Raw genomic sequence first — 18,332 nt, forward strand, 5'->3', positions numbered from 1 at the left:
ATCGGGAGATATTGTAAAGCTATAGTATATTTCTCTTTTATCATAGTTCCTTTAAGATTTTAACTACTTCTATAACACCACAATGTAAAATGTTTTTCCTGTCTACACTTTCAGTGCTAAATTGTCCAATACTGGCTTCTTCTTCAATAACAGACAAGCAGTGAGAAAGGTCTTCCAACATGAAAATATCGAAACTGGATTTCATATTATGGGCTAATTTTTTCACACTATCAAGGTCATTCCTGTTAAATGCCTCTTCAAGCTGAGCTACTTCATTTGGAATTTTTTCTATAAATAAATGGATCATTTCCTGAATAAAGTTGGCATCACCACAAGACATTTCATCTAAAAAGGACAAATCAATCTTTCTTTTTACAGGAAGCTTAATGTCTTTATTCAGAACAGATTTTATGGCTTCTAAAAGCATGGCCTGCTTAAAAGGTTTTGGTACATAAGCATCCATCCCTACATTGTAGCAGCGTTCCTGTTCTCCGATCAGAGAATGAGCTGTTATAGCTATTATAGGAATGGCTAATTTCATTTCATTTCGGATATATTCTGTGGTCTGATAACCATCTTTTACAGGCATCTGAAGGTCCATTAATACTAAATCATATTCGTTTTTTGACAACAGGTCTATTCCTTCCTGACCATTCTCGGCAATGTCTAATTCAAAACCAAAATTATGAATCACATTTTTTGCAAGTTTCTGGTTTAAAGCATTGTCTTCACAAAGAAGTATTTTTAGTTTACCCAGATCTTCGCCTAATAATGTTTCATCTTCTGCCTCAATATCATTCGCTTTTTTATAATCAAGTACAAAGAAAAATTCTGAACCGTATCCCTGTCTGCTTTTTACATGAATTTCAGAATTTTGAAGTTCTATTAACTGTTTTACAATGTTGAGCCCAAGTCCGGTTCCGCCAAATCTTCTTGTCGTACTTTCTTCTGCTTGTGTAAAACGTTCAAATATAGTTTTGAGTTTTTTCTCCGGAATGCCTATTCCGGTATCTTTAACGGAGAATTTAATTGAATAATGATCTTCAGTTTCTGCAACATTTTTTACGGAGACTGTAACTTCACCTTCTTCGGTAAATTTAAGAGAGTTACCGATAAGGTTAACAAGTATCTGGTTTAATCTTCCCTGATCTCCAATTATTGTTTCAGGTAAGTCGGCATCAAGAAAGAGATTGAATTCAACTGCCGAAGGTACTTTGACCTTTAGTAGATTATACACATGTTTGAGTGTCTTTCTCAAATTGAATGGCTGTGCATCAATAGTTAAATTTCCGGATTCGATTTTAGAAAGATCCAGAATATCATTAATAATAATTAGCAGATTGTCTCCTGCAAGTTGTACACTATCAATATAATCCCTTTGTCGATCATCTAATTTTGTTTGGGTTAGAAGGTCTGTAAAACCAATAATAGCATTTAACGGAGTCCTGATTTCATGACTCATGTTTGCTAAAAAACTATCTTTTGCCAGAACAGCACGTTCTGCAATTTTTCTCTGAGTTTTGAGCTCTATGTTTTTTGTTGATAATTCCAATTGATTGATTACATGCTTGGCAACAATGGATAACGCATTTTTCTGGTTTTCGTTAAGTTCCTTGGTAACATGATCAATTGCGCACAGCGTACCTATGTTATAACCGTCAGGTGTTGTGAGGGGAATACCGGCATAAAAGCGTACTTTAAATCCTCCTGTTACATTAGCATCTTCTTTAAATCGATCGTTTAAAAGAGTATCCTGGATTTCAATCATTTTTGATTCCATGATAGTATATTGACAAAAACTAATTTCTCTCGGTACTTCTGATACACCTATTCCAATTTCCGATTTAAACCATTGTCTGTTTTCGTCTATGAATGAAATATGTGCGATTGGTACACCACAGATATAGGAAACAAGTTTTGTAGCATCATCAAAAGCATTATCCGGAAGCGTATCAAGAATATTATAACGTCTTAATGCAGTTAAACGTTCTGCTTCATTGTGTGGTATTGGAAGTTCTATATTTTTCATTATCTTCAGGTAGACTGCAAAAATATGAATAATTGGGTTAGAACTTCACAATAAAATTAGAAAATGAAGTTTCGAAATCCTGTAGGAACTAATCCTCAAAATTGAAACCCAATGAAAAGTTTCGTAGAAGATACCTCCAATTTTTCAGAAAAATAAAAATGTGCATTGCCATGTAAAAATTGTAGATAAATAGTATCTGTACATTGATTGCAAAGGAAAAGCCTGAGAACGAAATTCTCAGGCTTTTCAATTTTTCCTGGAAGAAAAGTCAGAATGCAGAATGTTTTTAAAATTATTGCTCAAGTCCCAGTTGGTTTTCCAGTTCTGATTTTATTACATCCTTATATTTGGCAACTCCGATTCCTATTATCGGAATAGCTAATTTTCCAATTACAGAAGCAGCTTGTTTTTTACCTATTTTGTCAAGGTACGATGATAATAACAAGGAACCAATTGCTCCAACAAGTATATAACTGCCCGGTACATCTGCGATTTTACTTTCAATAAATTCCCTGATCTCCTCAAGATTTTCCTGATTAATTAAGTTTTCCATAATTGTATTTATTAAGTGATCTTATTAAAATTTGATAATTTTAAAATTACAGAGTTATTCATATTTCATTTTATATAATTGGGATAACTGCTTACATAATTAAACGTAATTATTCCGGTATTAACCCTTTTGGAAAATCACATGAAATTAAAAAATCATGTATCAAAAAATAGAATGGCGACTTGTAAACTGCTTTAATGATGTTCATTTAAAGATATTTTCAACGGGTTTGGATAATATTGTCTTTTTGATTAGTTGATAAATAAAATCACACAACCGATTGTTTTATTTCAAATGTTTTTATATTTGTATTAAATACACTTATTGAATATAACTATTATAAACTAACCAAATGAAACAACCACACCTCTATTTTTTGATTTCAGTATTATTTCTTTTTTCTTTTAAAGGTATTCCCGTTAAGGATACAATTGTAAAAAAACAGACTCAAAAACCTCCTGTGTTTTCTAATGTTGTGTATCAGGGAGAGGATCAGATTTATAAAAGAAATCCTTTAAAAGCAGATGAGTTTTATTCACCGCTTTTGCAGGGATGTTATCCGGATCCGGCAATAACCAGAAAGGGAGATGATTATTATATGGTATGTTCCTCATTTGCCATGTTTCCTGGAGTTCCTATTTTTCATTCTAAAGATTTGGTCAATTGGACAGACTTAGGAGGTGTATTAAATAATGTTGCAGAATTTAATCCGCATGATACTGGAATTAGTGAAGGGGTTTACGCACCGGGAATCACCTACAATCCCCATAATGACACTTTTTATATGATTGTAACAGCTTTTACAGGGAATATGGGTAATATTATTGTAAAAACAAAAGACCCGAAGAAAGGTTGGGGAAGTCCGATTAAATTAGACTTTAACGGGATCGATCCGTGTATTTTCTTTGATGATAACGGAAAAGGATATGTTGTACACAATGATGCCCCGGATAAGGGAAAGGAATTGTACAACGGGCATCGTGTAATCAAAGTTTGGGAATACGACACTGAAAAAGATCAGGTAATTGGAGGAACAGATAAAATTATAGTGGATGGAGGAGTTGATCTTTCTAAAAAACCAATATGGATAGAAGCGCCGCATTTGTATAAAAAAGGCGGACAATATTATTTAATGTGTGCCGAAGGCGGTACCGGAGACAATCACAGCGAAGTTATTTTTATCAGTGACAGCCCAAAAGGACCGTTTAAACCGTCATCAAATAACCCAATTCTTACTCAAAGATATTTTCCATCAAACAGACCTGATAAAGTAGATTGGACAGGACACGCCGATATCATACAAGGGCCTGAAAATAAATATTACAGCGTGTTTTTAGGAATTCGTCCAAATGAAAAAGGCAGGGTAAATACAGGACGCGAAACATTTATGCTGCCGGTAGACTGGTCCGGTACCTTTCCTGTTTTTGAAAACGGTTTAGTTCCGATGCAGCCCAAATTAAAAATGCCAAATGGTGTAGAAAACAAAACAGGAAAAGAAGGATTTTTTCCAAACGGTAATTTTACGTTTACCGAGAATTTTACTTCAGCCAAATTAGATTACCGATGGATAGGACTCAGAGGACCCCGTGAGAATTTTATTTCGGTTACTAAAAAGGGGTTACAAATTAATCCGTTTCCCGTAAATATTAAAGAGAAAAAACCTACTTCGACACTATTTTACAGACAGCAGCATAATGCTTTTTCTTTTTCAACGACTTTAGATTACAAGCCGGCATCTGAGAAAGACCTCGCAGGAATAGTATGTTTACAAAATGAGCGGTTTAATTATGTTTTCGGAATAACAAAAAAAGAAAAAGATACTTATGTAGTATTGGAAAGAACAGAAAATGGCAAATCAGAAATTATCGCAAGTACAAAAATTGAAATCACGAAACCATTACGTCTGAAGGTAAAAGCAACAGGAGATAATTACCAGTTTAGTTATGCTGTTAATGGTGTTGATTTTGAAAATCTGGGCACTGAGGTTTCAGGAGATATTCTCTCAACAAATGTAGCCGGAGGTTTTACCGGAGCGCTGGTAGGATTGTATGCTACGGCAGCCAATAATGCACAGCCCAAATAAACCTTTCTTTAATAATTTTGATAAACACACAATGAAATCAATAATTAGATTTTTCGCATTTGCAGTTCTTTTTTCAATAGGACAAAGAGTATATTCTCAGGATCCGAATTTTCATGTCTATTTGAGTTTTGGACAGTCTAATATGGAAGGAGCTGCTCCAATAGAACCTCAGGACAAAATCAATGTAGATCCTCGTTTTCAGGTTTTGGAAGCAGTAAATTGCCCGGATCTGGGTCGCGAAATGGGTAAATGGTATACTGCAATACCGCCTTTATGCAGATGTAAAACCGGATTTACCCTGACAGACAATTTTGGAAGAATAATGGTTGCCAGGCTTCCTGAAAATATAAAAGTAGGCGTTGTCAATGTTGCTATAGGAGGTTGTAAAATCGAACTTTTTGATAAAGAAAAAGCAGCAAGTTACATAACTACAGCACCGGACTGGATGTTAGGAATGATAAAAGAATATGATGGCAGTCCGTATGAAAGACTGGTAAATATGGCCAGAATTGCACAGAAAACAGGAGTCATAAAAGGTATTTTATTGCATCAGGGAGAATCGAATACAGGTGATGCACTTTGGCCTGAAAAAGTCAAAATAGTATATGATAATTTAATAAAAGACCTCAATTTAGATCCTGAAAAAGTGCCTTTGCTTTCTGGCGAAACGGTGAATGAAGATCAAAACGGAAAATGCGCCAGCATGAATAAAATTATTGCAACACTACCTCAGACGATCCCGATATCTTATGTTATTTCATCAAAAGGCTGTGCTGTTGCTGCAGATTTTTTACATTTTAATACAGAAGGATATAAAGAGTTAGGAAAACGTTATGCCGAAAAAATGCTTTCATTATTAGGATATAAAGCAAACAATAGCAATGAACCATTCATAGTTCAGGCGCCTTTAGGATTTGATCAGTTAAATCCGAATATACCTGCCGGAAAAGTTGAAACGATAGGTTACGAATCAAAAACAGTTGGGGCAACCAGAAAAGGAACCGTTTATACTCCGCCCGGATTCAATAAAAAGAAAAAATATCCGGTTTTATATCTTTTGCATGGCATTGGCGGAGATGAAAAAGAATGGCTTAATGGAGGGAGTCCGCAGATTATATTAGACAATCTTTATGCAGAAGGAAAACTAGAGCCAATGATTGTAGTCATGCCAAACGGAAGAGCAATGAAAGATGACAGTGCTTCAGGAAATATCATGGCTCCGGAAAAAGTACAGGCATTTGCCAATTTTGAAAAAGATTTACTGAATGATTTAATTCCGTTTATAGAAAAAAAATACCCTGTTCTTAAAGATAGGGAACATCGTGCCATTGCCGGTTTATCTATGGGAGGAGGGCAGTCTTTAAATTTCGGATTAGGAAACTTAAACAAATTTGCATGGGTGGGTGGATTTTCATCGGCACCAAATACTAAAATGCCTGCAGAGTTACTACCGAATCCCGAAGAAGCAAAAAAGAAATTAAAACTCCTTTGGATTTCCTGTGGAGATAACGATTGGCTAATAGAAAACAGTAAAAGAACCCACGATTATTTATTAAAAAATGAGGTGCCTCATATTTATTACATTGAGCCCGGCGTTCATGATTTTAAAGTATGGAAAAATAGCTTATATCTGTTTTCGCAGTTTTTATTCAGACCTGTAGATCAGGCCGGTTTTGCAAAATATACCGTTTTAGAATAGTAATCAAACTGATATATTGTATGCGAAATACCTTAGGTACTGCCCAATACCGAGTGTTTTTAAAGTCAAATTAGCGGAAGCATAAAAAAATGTAAATAGACACAGGCAGAAAATGAAATATATAGAATAAAGATCAGGAATTTTGAATTTTTCTTACAAATTTGATAAAAATAATGATTATAAAAAATAAAATCCTCTTGTTTAGGTAATAAAATAAAAAATAAATGTAAATTGTACACTTTTAATATTAGAATCATTTTATATTAATTTCTCAAAATGAAAAATAAAGTTTTGTATTGCCTGTTCGCTTTGTTAATGGGTTCAGTTGCTGTCGCCCAAATGCAATTATTTAGCCCGAATGAAATAAGGCTGAAAGAAGGACCTTTCAAAAACGCTCAGGATGTCGATCTTAAGTACATTTTAGACCTAAACCCTGATAAACTTTTAGCTCCTTATTTGTTAGATGCAGGTTTTTCACCAAAATCAGATCGGTATGGCAATTGGGAAAATATCGGGCTTGACGGACATATTGGCGGGCACTATCTTTCTGCATTATCGATGATGTATGCTGCTACAGGAAATATAGAGCTTAAAAACAGATTAGATTACATGCTCTCTGAATTGGCACGTTGCCAGGATAAAAACGGTAACGGCTATGTAGGAGGAATTCCGCAGGGAAAAGTTTTTTGGGACCGGATTCATAAAGGAGATATCGACGGAAGCAGTTTCGGATTAAATAATACCTGGGTTCCTATTTATAATATTCATAAACTTTTTGCCGGCTTAAATGATGCTTATCAGTATACCGGCAGTGAAAAAGCAAAAGACATTTTAATAAAATTAGGTGACTGGTTTATAGAATTACTCCGTCCGCTTTCTGATGAGCAGATTGAAAAAATCTTAAAAACAGAGCATGGCGGTATCAACGAATCGTTTGCTGATTTGTATAGCATTACAAAAAATAAAAAATACCTCGAAACAGCCGAAAAATTATCACACAAAGCTTTCCTGGATCCTTTATTAAAAAAAGAAGATAAACTTACAGGCTTGCATGCCAATACCCAGATACCTAAAGTTATTGGTTTTGAGAAAATTGCGGTTCTTTCAGGAAATAAGCAATGGTCTGATGCTGTACAGTTTTTTTGGAATAATGTAACACAAAATCGCAGTGTGGCTTTTGGTGGAAACAGTGTTGCAGAACATTTCAATCCAATAGATGATTTTAGCGGAATGCTAAAGTCAAATCAGGGTCCTGAAACCTGCAATTCCTACAACATGGAGCGCCTTACAAAAGCTTTGTTTCTGGACAAAGACGATGTGAGTTATCTTGATTTTTATGAGCGTACACTTTATAATCACATCCTGTCAAGCCAGCACCCCGAAAAAGGAGGTTTTGTCTATTTTACGCCCATTCGGCCTAATCATTATCGCGTGTACTCTCAGCCGGATACAAGCATGTGGTGTTGTGTAGGATCAGGGCTTGAAAACCATACAAAATATGGCGAATTAATTTACAGCCATACTGAGAATGATATTTTTGTGAATCTTTTTATTCCTTCTGTTTTAAACTGGAAAGAAAAAGGAATAGAGTTAGAACAAACAACCAAATTTCCTTATGAGAACAATTCAGAATTAGTACTCAAACTTAAAAAAACCAAATCCTTCGCTTTGAATATCCGCTATCCAAAATGGGCTGAAAATTTTGAAATTATCGTCAATGGAAAAGAACAGAAAATAGAAGCTAAACTTTCTGCGTATGTTACTCTTTCACGAAAATGGAAATCAGGCGACAAAGTAACGATTAGATTTAAAACAGCTACCCATTTAGAAAGTTTACCTGATGGTTCAAATTGGAGCGCTTTTGTCAACGGACCAATTGTGCTGGCGGCAAAAACATCAACAGAAGACTTAAAGGGCTTATTTGCCGATGACAGCCGTATGGGACATGTGGCAAACGGAAAGTACATTCCGCTGGACAAGGCATATGCATTGGTGGGAGAGAAAGCAGGTTATGTTGCAAAACTTAAAGAAGAAGGAAACCTGAGATTCAGCTTAGATTCATTACAATTAGAACCTTTCTTTGAAGTACACGATGCCCGTTATCAAATATATTTTCAAACGTATTCTAAAGAAGAGTATAAAGAAAATCAGGCATTGTTAAAACAGCAGGAGATTGAGGCAATGGCAGTAGAAGCAAAAACTATCGATAAAATAAATTGCGGGGAACAACAGCCGGAAGTAGATCATTTGTATAAAGGTGAAAAAAGCAATTCAGGTTATGATGATGGAAAGTTTTGGCGAAATACGCGTTCTTATATTTCGTATCAAATGCTAAACAAAAATAAGGAGGGACAATTTTTAGACATAAGCACTTTAGACGATTTCAAAACAGAAAATATTATCATTTTTATTAACGAAAAACCTGCCGTGATTGCTGCTGTAGAAAAAAAGGCAATAAAAATAAAAGTGAATAATCTGGAGGTGGTAAATATTAAAATCCTCTCAAAAGATGGAAGAGAAAGTCCAAAATTTTATCAGTTAAGAATTGTCAGGAATTAAATAGTATAGAGAAAAATTCAAATGGAAATTAACTTCCAAATAAAAATAAGATGAAAATAAGAAAAGATTTTTTTTATACCATTTTGCTCATTACTGTAGGTTTAGTAACAAGTCAGGCTCAAAAAGCTAAAGCCAAAAATCCAACACTTTATGCAGATGTACCCGATTTATCTATGATTAGGGTTAACGATACCTATTACATGAGCAGTACGACAATGCACATGAATCCGGGAGTACCCATTATGAAATCGACAGACTTAGTGAATTGGAAACTTGTTAGTTATGCTTATGAAACACTTGAGGATACTGATGACAGACTAAATTTAGATAATGGCAAAAATGATTACGGAAGAGGCTCATGGGCGAGCAGTCTGCGCTATCATAATGGGACTTATTATGTCAGTACCTTTTCCGGAACAACAGGTAAAACCTATATTTTTTCGACAAAAGATATTGAAAAGGGACCGTGGAAGAGAATTGTTTTAAATAATTCATACCATGATCATTCCCTTTTATTTGATGATGACGGCAAAATTTATCTGGTTTGGGGCGGAGGAAAACTCGAAATAATAGAATTACAAAATGACCTTTCGGCAGTTAAAGAAGAAACCAGAAGAGTTTTAATCGAAAATGCCCATTTACCGGCAGGAAATAATATCATGCTGCCGTCAGAAGGATCTCAGCTTTTTAAAATTAAAGGAAAGTATTATTTGTTTAATATTTGCTGGCCAAAAGGCGGTATGAGAACCGTTATTATCCACAGAGCCGACAACATTTCCGGCCCTTGGGAAGGAAAAATAGGGCTGCAGGATTTGGGCGTTGCACAAGGCGGACTTATCGATACTCCTGACGGCAGATGGTTTTCTTATTTATTTAGGGATGCCGGCGGTGTGGGCCGTATCCCGTATCTGGTTCCTGTAAAATGGGAAGATGGATGGCCGGTGTTGGGCGAAAACGGAAAAGTTCCTGAAAATTTGAATCTGCCTGCGAATAAAAGTCTTATTCCGGGTATTGTAAATTCAGATGATTTTACACGTAAAAGCGGAAAAAATGAATTACCATTAGTGTGGCAGTGGAATCATAATCCCGATAATTCACTTTGGTCTTTAAAAGAAAGAAAAGGTTATTTAAGATTAAAAACGGCAAGAACTGACAACAGTTTTCTTCAGGCAAAAAATACAATAACACAAAGGACTTTTGGTCCTCAATGTTCTGCGAGTACATTAGTAGAAGTAGCTAAAATGAAAGAAGGCGATTTAGCAGGACTTTCATTATTACAGAAAGATTTCGGTCTCGTTGCTGTAAAAGTTGAAAATGGTACCAAAAGGATTGTCATGATAAATGCTGAAAAATCAAATTCAAACGAAATTGAAAGTGTTCCTTTAAATCAGGATAAAGTATATTTTAAAGCAGAATGTGACTTTAAGGATAAAGCAGACACAGGAAGATTTTATTACAGTTTAGATGGAAAAAAATGGATTAGTATCGGAAAACCAATTAACCTGCCGTATACAATTCCTCATTTTATCGGCTACCGGTTTGGTTTGTTTAATTACGCAACCAAAAATACAGGAGGTTATGCCGATTTTGATTATTTCCAGATTGATGATAAAATTTCCAAAATAAAATAGTGACCTGAATTTTATAATGGAACACCTACTTTAAAAATACTAACTAACGGCGAATAAATCGCAACTCAATTAACCACCAACGATTATGAATTTAAAATCTCTTATGTGTCTTTGTTTAATAAGTTTTGTTAAGCTAACGGCACAATCAATTATAAAAAGCCCGGATGAGAAACTTAAAGTTTCTGTTTCTGTAGAAAACGGCATTCCTGTTTACAGCGTTACCTGCAATGAAAAAACTTTTCTGGAAAAATCCCCTCTTGGTCTCAAAACAAATGTGGGTGATTTTACTTCTGGATTAAGTTTGGAAGCCAGTGTAAATCAAAACAAAATTGAGGAAACGTATCAATTACCAAACATTAAGCAAAGCAATGTAACGTATACCGCTAACGAAGCCATTTTTTCATTTACAAAAGAAGGTAAAGCAGCTATCGATGTGATATTTCGCGTAAGCAATAACAATTTGGCTTTTAAATATAAAGTACACACCCAAAACAAGGCACTTGCCTGTGTGGTTCAGCAAGAAGCTTCCGGTTTTTTATTACCGGAAGGAACAACCACTTTTCTTTGTCCGCAAAGTTTACCAATGACAGGATATGCCAGAACTGCACCCAGCTACGAAACTTCATATGCATTAGATGATGCAACAGGCAAAAACGGTCTCGGCAATGGATATTCATTTCCATGTCTTTTTAAAGTAAAGAACAACGGATGGGTTCTAATTTCTGAAACAGGAGTAGACAGTGGTTATTGTGCAGGCAAATTAACGGGTCATGAAAAAGGACTATATACAATTGGATTTCCGGCAGAAGGCGAAAATAACGGAAATGGCACAGCTGCACCCGGAATACCACTTATAGGCGAAACTCCATGGCGTACCATTACTATTGGCGAAACATTGGCGCCAATTGTAGAGACTACGATTCCCTTTGATTTGGTAAAGCCAAAATATGAAGCTGCCAAGGAATATCAATATACAAAAGGTACCTGGAGCTGGATCATGAAAATGGACAGCAATACCACTTTTCCTGTACAAAAACAATACATCGACTTCAGTGTAGCAATGGGATATGAAACCATTCTAATTGATGCACTTTGGGATACACAAATAGGGCGTGATAAAATAGCAGAATTAGCAAAATACGGAGCAGATAAAGGAGTAGGATTGTATTTGTGGTACAATTCAAATGGGTATTGGAACGATGCTCCTCAGAGTCCAAGGGGGTTAATGGATAATACCACAGCCCGCCGTAATGAAATGGCATGGATGAAAAGCATAGGGATAAAAGGAATCAAAGTAGATTTTTTTGGTGGGGACAAACAGGTAACCATGAAATTATACGAAGATATTTTAACAGATGCCAATGATTTCGGAATAATGGTTATTTTTCACGGTTGTACTTTACCTCGCGGCTGGGAACGAATGTATCCAAATTATGCCTCTAGCGAAGCAGTTCTGGCAAGTGAAAATTTACATTTTGGGCAGGAAAGCTGTAATAATGAGGCCGTAAATGCCACGCTGCATACTTTTATCAGAAACACAGTCGGAAGTATGGATTTTGGAGGAAGTGCTTTAAATCAATTCTACAATAGCGAAAATACGCCAAAAAAAGGATCAAAAAGAATGACTTCGGATGTTTTTGCTTTGGCAACAGCCGTATTGTTTCAGAGTGGGGTACAGCATTTTGCTTTAGCACCAAACAATCTGAATGATGCTCCCGACTGGGCTGTAAACTTTATGAAAGAAGTGCCTACAACCTGGGATGAGGTTCGTTTTTTAGCTGGATATCCGGGCAAATATGTGCTTTTGGCCCGTCGAAAAGGAACCAAATGGTATATCGCAGGAGTGAATGGGGAGAATAAAACACTTAAAGCAAAAGTAAAATTAGAAATGTTTGCTTCAGGTACAATACTAAGAAGCTATAGCGATGATGAACAGCTAAAAGGAAAAGTAAGTACCTTAAGAATTAAAAAAGACCGTCAAGTAGAAATTAATATACCCCACAATGGGGCAATACTACTAATAAATTAAGCAAGTATTTTTTTTATGGATTATCCAAAAGAAGATAATTCTAATATTATTTTGGAAGAGTCGGTTCAAATTTGGGCCGGCTCTTTTTGTAAGTATGCCTTGAAGGTTTTAAATCCTGTTTGAAAGTATTAGTAATTATTAAACATCAGTTCAAGTGTTTTTTTGCAGAGAAGCGAAATAGAAAATGTATTGAGAATCGTTTTAATAATAATTTTTTTGTTCTCAATACAATTTCTATCGAAAATTACCCGAACTGACGAATAATCTTCATCAAAAGCTAATTATGCCTAAATGTTATATAGTTTCAAATTATTACACCACGCTATAGCACGGATCCTTTGGTGTGGGGCATCTGAAAATTACGGAATCAGTAAAATAACCTGAAGTTAAAATCCATTGTAGCTAATTTCTAAGACTTGATAATAAAAAGGGATAGGAAAAAGATTAATATTTCTGTATATTTATCTGTTTAACGGATTATAAAATTGGTTTTAATGAAAAATGGAACAGGTCATTTTAAATTGAAATTAGGTATACAGTTACTCTTAATTAATCGATATGTCTTTATAATACTTTTGGTATTATTATACTCATGTGCAGATAAGGTCTATACAAAAGAAGATTATACTTTTTATAACAAGGCTTTTAAAGAGGATGCTTCCTCTTCTTTAAGAACAGATGGGGTTTATATTCTCAAATCCATCTGGACAAATGAAAACGGTGGGCAGTTAAAACAGCCAAAAGACCATCGTTTTTATAAATTCTACGCAACAGGACAATGTAATCTAACGTTGGATCCTTCCTTAAAAATAAAAACCGAAAAAGAATATATTCAGGTGATAAACAACGATTTCATCACACAAAAGAAGACCCTTTTTTCAGGGCTGCTACAAACGCTCTCAAAACAAAATAATAATTCAAAGCAGGGTAGTGCCGCGCCGCCAGTTCGAATATAAGTACGGCTATATTAAAAACGACAGCTTAATAATCGTTAAGGCAGCGCAGGGAAAAGCAACATTTGATGAATCAAATTTTACCGGATATTATAATGAATATTATGTTTTTAGGCCTTTACCAATAAAAGACGATAAGAAACCGGAATGGTAGAATATAAACAATATAAAAACTAAAAAGTTAATAATCTCAAAATGAAAAAAAGGATTAAGTCATACAGCTGTTTTTTAAGCTTTGCGATAAAAACGACAGGCATTTTACTGCTTCTGGTTTTTACGGCAAATTGCTCAAAAAAGGAACCGGAATTTACGGTAAAAGGACCGCCGTCTATTACAAAAGATATTAAAGTGAACATTGAAATGATTAAAGATCACAGAATCACAATAGTTACTGCTTATTATAAGGGCAAAAGTTATGAAATTGATAACCAGGATGTCTTGCGTTACAAAATATACTTGTCTTATCAGGACAAGTATTTTAATAGTATTGAAACAGACAACCTGCATTATAAATTGAAAGGAAAGCCAATAAATGAAATAACAATTGTAAAGAAAGGTAATACAGTAATAGCAACATATATAGGTAATAAAGAGATTAGTAATGGTGCAGGTATTGTTTTAATTCCTGAAAATATTTTTTTTGGGCAGGCAGTAGAAAAGCAAAAATTTATTACTTTTTATAAAAAATAACCCGTAGTGAACCGGATAATTTTCAATTCAAATTTTAAACAAAATTCATGAAAAAGATATATATTATGTATAGCATACTGGTAGTTGTACTGATCAGTTGCAAAGAAACAACTCCTAATACGCCTGAAGCTCTTCAGACAAATGAAAACAGTGCCACAGCTGCACCTTCTGAAAAACTGGTAAAAGCAGATATAACAGCTTGTCGGGAAAGAGAATCTGTTGTATGGGAAGGCGAAAATTTTGTGTCCTATACAGAAGACAGGATGAGAGGTAAAGGGGTCATATCTTTTACAATGGACATAAACGACAGGTTAGATATTTTAAATGACGACGATAGCAATTTTGGCGAAATTGTGCTCAATGAAGACCTTACTTTTTTTACACTGACAATGCCCAAAAAAGTCATAGCCAGAAAAGTGATTATGACTTATGATTTTGCGGCTTTTGATTTTGATTCCGAAAATGTAGATACAAATCAGGATTATTTTATTATATATGTAAATAAAGAAAAAAGAAAAGTAAAAAAAGAGGGGCTTAAATATGCTTTCTCAACTTGGGAGCAGTATATTAAAAAACAGTCCGTCAGGCTTAAAGATTGTAATCTGATTGCTGATCAACAAGGCAATGTTAACCAAAAAAGTAAAGACCAGGTTTTTACAGTAACAGAAGTTAAGGGAGATGAAATAAAAATCACATCATCAAAAGATTGCCTTGAGGAAGATAAATCTTTCCATGCTGTAAATGGAATACTAAAATGGAAATCAGCTAATGTATTGCTGATAGATTTTGCTGTTTGTAATTAAGTATTGAAAATAAGCTACACTAGAAAAATACTAAGAGTTGTACTATGGCTAATATTCTTGTAGAATATTTTAATGATGTTATTTCGTTATGTATACTTCCGGATGGTTAACTCTGACTGAAACTTTCAGTTTAAAAAAAAAAGAAATCTTCAACAAAGTTGAGGGTTTAAATTGCTGCGGAGAATTTAAATATGCAACCTAACAATAGTGCCAATGTCTTTCATTGGCACTATTTGTGATTATGCGTATTCCTGAAATAATCCGCGTTGATATATTAATGATTTTACTTGGCATATTCTACATTATATATCTTAATAAATTTCAAAATAATAAAACGCTATAAATCCCTTTTTAATTTACAAGAATCTATTCTTTTTGTAAATGGAGAACTAGTATTTTATAAATAGAAATATTGCAAAATCAGGTGTGCTAAATCCAGATGTAAATTTATAAAAATTGAATGCTTGTGTAAATTGACTGATTTAATATTCATTTATATGAAATTGAATTTACAGGCTTCTGTCTATTACCAATTACCCTTGTAAACATTGGTGATTAACATTTATTTGTAAATAAAAAGTTACGTGTTATTTTTTAAAAATGTATTTCGACGTTTATTCAAGTAGATTACCGATTAAGATATTTATTAATTCAGCGTTTATTTAGTTTTGTCCATCTCAAACTACTGATTATTAAACAAAAACTATTATCGGTCTTATTCTATATTCATGATACCTACTATAATTAAGCTTCTATTGCTTTCACGAAATATTTTTTTCGCGAGTACTTTATTTTCCCTTCAAAAAGCTATTCTTTTCTAAATATTTATTTTGGATTTTAGTTCACTTTCCAAATCTAAACGCCTATGTATAATTTTACTTTTTTTAATGTACCTTTTATCGTTTTCAAAAAAATTGCATCTTCTTTATGCAATTATAAAATAGGAGATAGTAATTCGATAAAAAAAATAGAATCAGTTTTAATTTCAAAAACAACACTAACAGCTATACTATTCTGTTTTGTTGTTTCGGCAAATGCTCAATACGGTCCTTCAGATGATTTTGATGGAGATGGTATAGTCAATTCTCAGGATTTGGATGATGACAATGATGGAATTCTGGATACTGATGAGTGTAATAATTTAATCTTATCAGGGAGTTTTGAAAATCTTACAGGACTAAACAATGGAAATAACATAGGTGTAAATATAGCTCCGTGGGTACTGGGAGGTACAAGTAATGCAAATGTAGTTAAAGTTGATGGCCCAGGCCCTTATGTATATGGAAATGGTTTTGGACCAGAAAGTAGTGCAGATCCAGGGTTGGCTAATCTTAATACTCCGCAACATTATTTAGATATAGCTAATGGTTCTAATGATTTTTATCAAACATTTACAATAACAGGATCAGGAACTACTTTATTAACTTATAGTGGATTTTTCTCTTCAAGAAATGTTGCTACCGGTAATCCTGCCCCTGCAACAGGTATAGGATCTATAAGAATTTTAAATGGTACTGGAACAGGAGGAACTGTCAGAGCTACGACTGGTAATATTTCAGTTACAAATAATACTAGCTGGACCTTTATTGAAGGTACGGTAAGCTTGCCGGCTGGTACTTATTCATATGTGGTATCAATGGATAATGGTATTAATTTTGATAATGCCAGTTTGATAGGACAGTGTGATACTGATGGTGATGGAATTGCAAATAAATTTGATTTAGATTCCGATAACGACGGCTGTTCTGATGCTAATGAGTATTATCATTTGGCTTCTGCAGATGGTAATGATGGAGGTGTTTATGGTGCAGGAGTTCCAACTGTTAACAGTTCAGGGCTTGTAACCGGACCAGTTGCGGCTTCTTATACAGGAAGTTATACAAATGTAACAGTTGGTGGTGGTGTTTCAAGTGTTTTAAATTCTGCAACACCTGCAGATCAATCTGTACTTGCAGGTGGAAATACAACATTTACAACCACTGTAACAACTCCAGGTTCAGGAACAACACAACATCAATGGCAAGTTAGTACAAATAATGGCACTACTTGGGCTAACATTACCAATGGTGGTGTTTATTCAGGAGCAACAACCGGCACTTTGACTATTACAGCGGCAACTGCAGCAATGAATAGCTATAAATATAGAGATTTAGTTAAACAGAGTAATTTGGCTTGTGGACCGACATCCAGAGTTGCTAATTTATGTGTTTTAACAACGCCAACTTTAACGTCCCCGACTCCAATTTGTTCAGGAAGTGATGCTGTTTTCACAATTACAGGTACAGCAGGAAATGTAGTAACCTACACTGGAGCAGTTTCAGGTACAGCAACAATCGGTTCAGGCGGTACTGTAACCGTAACGACATTAGGAGTTTCACCTAATACGACATTAAATTTAACTAATGTAAGTAATGGAACATGCAGTCTCGCAATAACTGTGACAAGGACTGTGGTTGTAAACACCAGTTCTGGTACACCAAACAATACTACTTCAACAACTGCTATTTGTGAGAATACCACCAAAGCCTTGTCGGCTACACCTGCAGGCGGAACCTGGTCGGTATTTTCAGGAGGCGGAAGCATTTCAGGGACAACTTATACACCGGCAAACGTGACAGTCGATACCTCAGTAACGATTCGCTATACAGTTCCTGCCAACGGATCATGTGCGGCTAGAAGTTCAGATGTTACCTTTACAGTGAACCCTTTTGCAGGAACAGCCAGCAATACCACTTCAACAACTGTTATTTGTGAGAATACCACCAAAGCCTTGTCGGCTACACCGGCAGGCGGAACCTGGTCGGTAGTTTCGGGAGGCGGCAGCATTTCAGGTACGACTTATACCCCGGCAGACGTTGCATCTAATACCTCAGTAACGGTTCGTTATACAGTTGCAGCCAACGGTTCATGCGCGGCTACAACTTCAGATGTTACTTTTACTGTGAATCCTTTTGCAGGAACAGCCAGCAATACCACTTCAACAACTGCTATTTGTGAGAATACCACCAAAGCCTTGTCGGCTACACCGGCAGGCGGAACCTGGTCGGTATTTTCGGGAGGCGGAAGCATTTCCGGCACAACTTATACCCCGGCAGACGTGGCATCTAATACCTCAGTAACGGTTCGTTATACAGTTGCAGCCAACGGTTCATGCGCGGCTACAACTTCAGATGTTACTTTTACTGTGAATCCTTTTGCAGGAACAGCGAGCAATACCACTTCAACAACTGCTATTTGTGAGAATACCACCAAAGCCTTGTCGGCTACACCGGCAGGCGGAACCTGGTCGGTAGTTTCGGGAGG

General features: G+C 35.3%; 10 protein-coding genes and 1 pseudogene. 9 read left to right on the top strand and 2 right to left on the bottom strand.

Annotated elements, in window-relative coordinates; translation table 11 throughout:
* Positions 1–40 precede the first annotated feature (40 nt).
* Together DMB68_RS21745 and DMB68_RS21750 are read right to left on the bottom strand one after the other, a co-directional pair.
* Positions 41–2,029 carry a GAF domain-containing hybrid sensor histidine kinase/response regulator gene (locus DMB68_RS21745; RefSeq protein ID WP_110348725.1) on the bottom strand — a complete coding sequence of 663 codons (1,989 nt, stop codon included), beginning with the start codon at positions 2,027–2,029 and terminating at the stop codon, positions 41–43.
* Between the two features lie 292 nt (positions 2,030–2,321).
* Positions 2,322–2,582 carry a hypothetical protein gene (locus DMB68_RS21750; protein ID WP_110348726.1) on the bottom strand — a complete coding sequence of 87 codons (261 nt, stop codon included), beginning with the start codon at positions 2,580–2,582 and terminating at the stop codon, positions 2,322–2,324.
* A 352-nt stretch (positions 2,583–2,934) separates the two neighbouring features.
* On the opposite strand from DMB68_RS21750, the gene DMB68_RS21755 reads away from it, so the two are divergent.
* The 9 genes and pseudogenes from DMB68_RS21755 to DMB68_RS23445 all read left to right on the top strand — a co-directional run.
* Positions 2,935–4,665, top strand: a complete 1,731-nt coding sequence (locus tag DMB68_RS21755) for a glycoside hydrolase family 43 protein (protein WP_110348727.1) — start codon at positions 2,935–2,937, stop codon at positions 4,663–4,665.
* 31 nt (positions 4,666–4,696) lie between these two features.
* A complete protein-coding gene (locus DMB68_RS21760; RefSeq protein ID WP_231131717.1) occupies positions 4,697–6,364 on the top strand; it encodes a sialate O-acetylesterase in 1,668 nt (555 codons plus the stop codon).
* 276 nt (positions 6,365–6,640) lie between these two features.
* Positions 6,641–8,923 (top strand): glycoside hydrolase family 127 protein, encoded by a 2,283-nt coding sequence (locus tag DMB68_RS21765; protein ID WP_110348728.1) that lies wholly within the window; start codon positions 6,641–6,643, stop codon positions 8,921–8,923.
* Between the two features lie 50 nt (positions 8,924–8,973).
* Positions 8,974–10,554, top strand: coding sequence for a glycoside hydrolase family 43 protein (locus tag DMB68_RS21770; RefSeq protein ID WP_110348729.1), 1,581 nt, complete (start codon positions 8,974–8,976; stop codon positions 10,552–10,554).
* 85 nt (positions 10,555–10,639) lie between these two features.
* Positions 10,640–12,583 carry a glycoside hydrolase family 97 protein gene (locus DMB68_RS21775; RefSeq protein ID WP_110348730.1) on the top strand — a complete coding sequence of 648 codons (1,944 nt, stop codon included), beginning with the start codon at positions 10,640–10,642 and terminating at the stop codon, positions 12,581–12,583.
* A gap of 494 nt (positions 12,584–13,077) precedes the next feature.
* Complete coding sequence (locus DMB68_RS21780; protein ID WP_110348731.1) at positions 13,078–13,539, top strand: hypothetical protein; 462 nt, start codon at positions 13,078–13,080, stop codon at positions 13,537–13,539.
* A 192-nt stretch (positions 13,540–13,731) separates the two neighbouring features.
* Entirely contained in the window at positions 13,732–14,226 is a 495-nt protein-coding gene (locus tag DMB68_RS21785; RefSeq protein WP_110348732.1) for a hypothetical protein, read from the top strand.
* Between the two features lie 47 nt (positions 14,227–14,273).
* The gene (locus tag DMB68_RS21790; protein ID WP_124019460.1) at positions 14,274–15,029 is read left to right on the top strand and encodes a hypothetical protein; all 756 of its coding nucleotides are present in this window, start codon (positions 14,274–14,276) and stop codon (positions 15,027–15,029) included.
* Between the two features lie 865 nt (positions 15,030–15,894).
* Positions 15,895–18,332, top strand: a pseudogene (locus tag DMB68_RS23445) (hypothetical protein); the annotation flags it as partial.

It is taken from the genome of Flavobacterium hydrophilum (assembly GCF_003202405.1).
Classification (GTDB): Bacteria; Bacteroidota; Bacteroidia; order Flavobacteriales; family Flavobacteriaceae; genus Flavobacterium; species Flavobacterium hydrophilum.

What these genes read in the sequence shown, in the direction of transcription:
- DMB68_RS21745 (WP_110348725.1), bottom strand. Translation starts at nt 2,029, where the DNA reads ATGAAAAATATAGAACTTCCAATACCACACAATGAAGCAGAACGTTTA.
- DMB68_RS21750 (WP_110348726.1), bottom strand. Translation starts at nt 2,582, where the DNA reads ATGGAAAACTTAATTAATCAGGAAAATCTTGAGGAGATCAGGGAATTT.
- DMB68_RS21755 (WP_110348727.1), top strand. Translation starts at nt 2,935, where the DNA reads ATGAAACAACCACACCTCTATTTTTTGATTTCAGTATTATTTCTTTTT.
- DMB68_RS21760 (WP_231131717.1), top strand. Translation starts at nt 4,697, where the DNA reads ATGAAATCAATAATTAGATTTTTCGCATTTGCAGTTCTTTTTTCAATA.
- DMB68_RS21765 (WP_110348728.1), top strand. Translation starts at nt 6,641, where the DNA reads ATGAAAAATAAAGTTTTGTATTGCCTGTTCGCTTTGTTAATGGGTTCA.
- DMB68_RS21770 (WP_110348729.1), top strand. Translation starts at nt 8,974, where the DNA reads ATGAAAATAAGAAAAGATTTTTTTTATACCATTTTGCTCATTACTGTA.
- DMB68_RS21775 (WP_110348730.1), top strand. Translation starts at nt 10,640, where the DNA reads ATGAATTTAAAATCTCTTATGTGTCTTTGTTTAATAAGTTTTGTTAAG.
- DMB68_RS21780 (WP_110348731.1), top strand. Translation starts at nt 13,078, where the DNA reads ATGAAAAATGGAACAGGTCATTTTAAATTGAAATTAGGTATACAGTTA.
- DMB68_RS21785 (WP_110348732.1), top strand. Translation starts at nt 13,732, where the DNA reads ATGAAAAAAAGGATTAAGTCATACAGCTGTTTTTTAAGCTTTGCGATA.
- DMB68_RS21790 (WP_124019460.1), top strand. Translation starts at nt 14,274, where the DNA reads ATGAAAAAGATATATATTATGTATAGCATACTGGTAGTTGTACTGATC.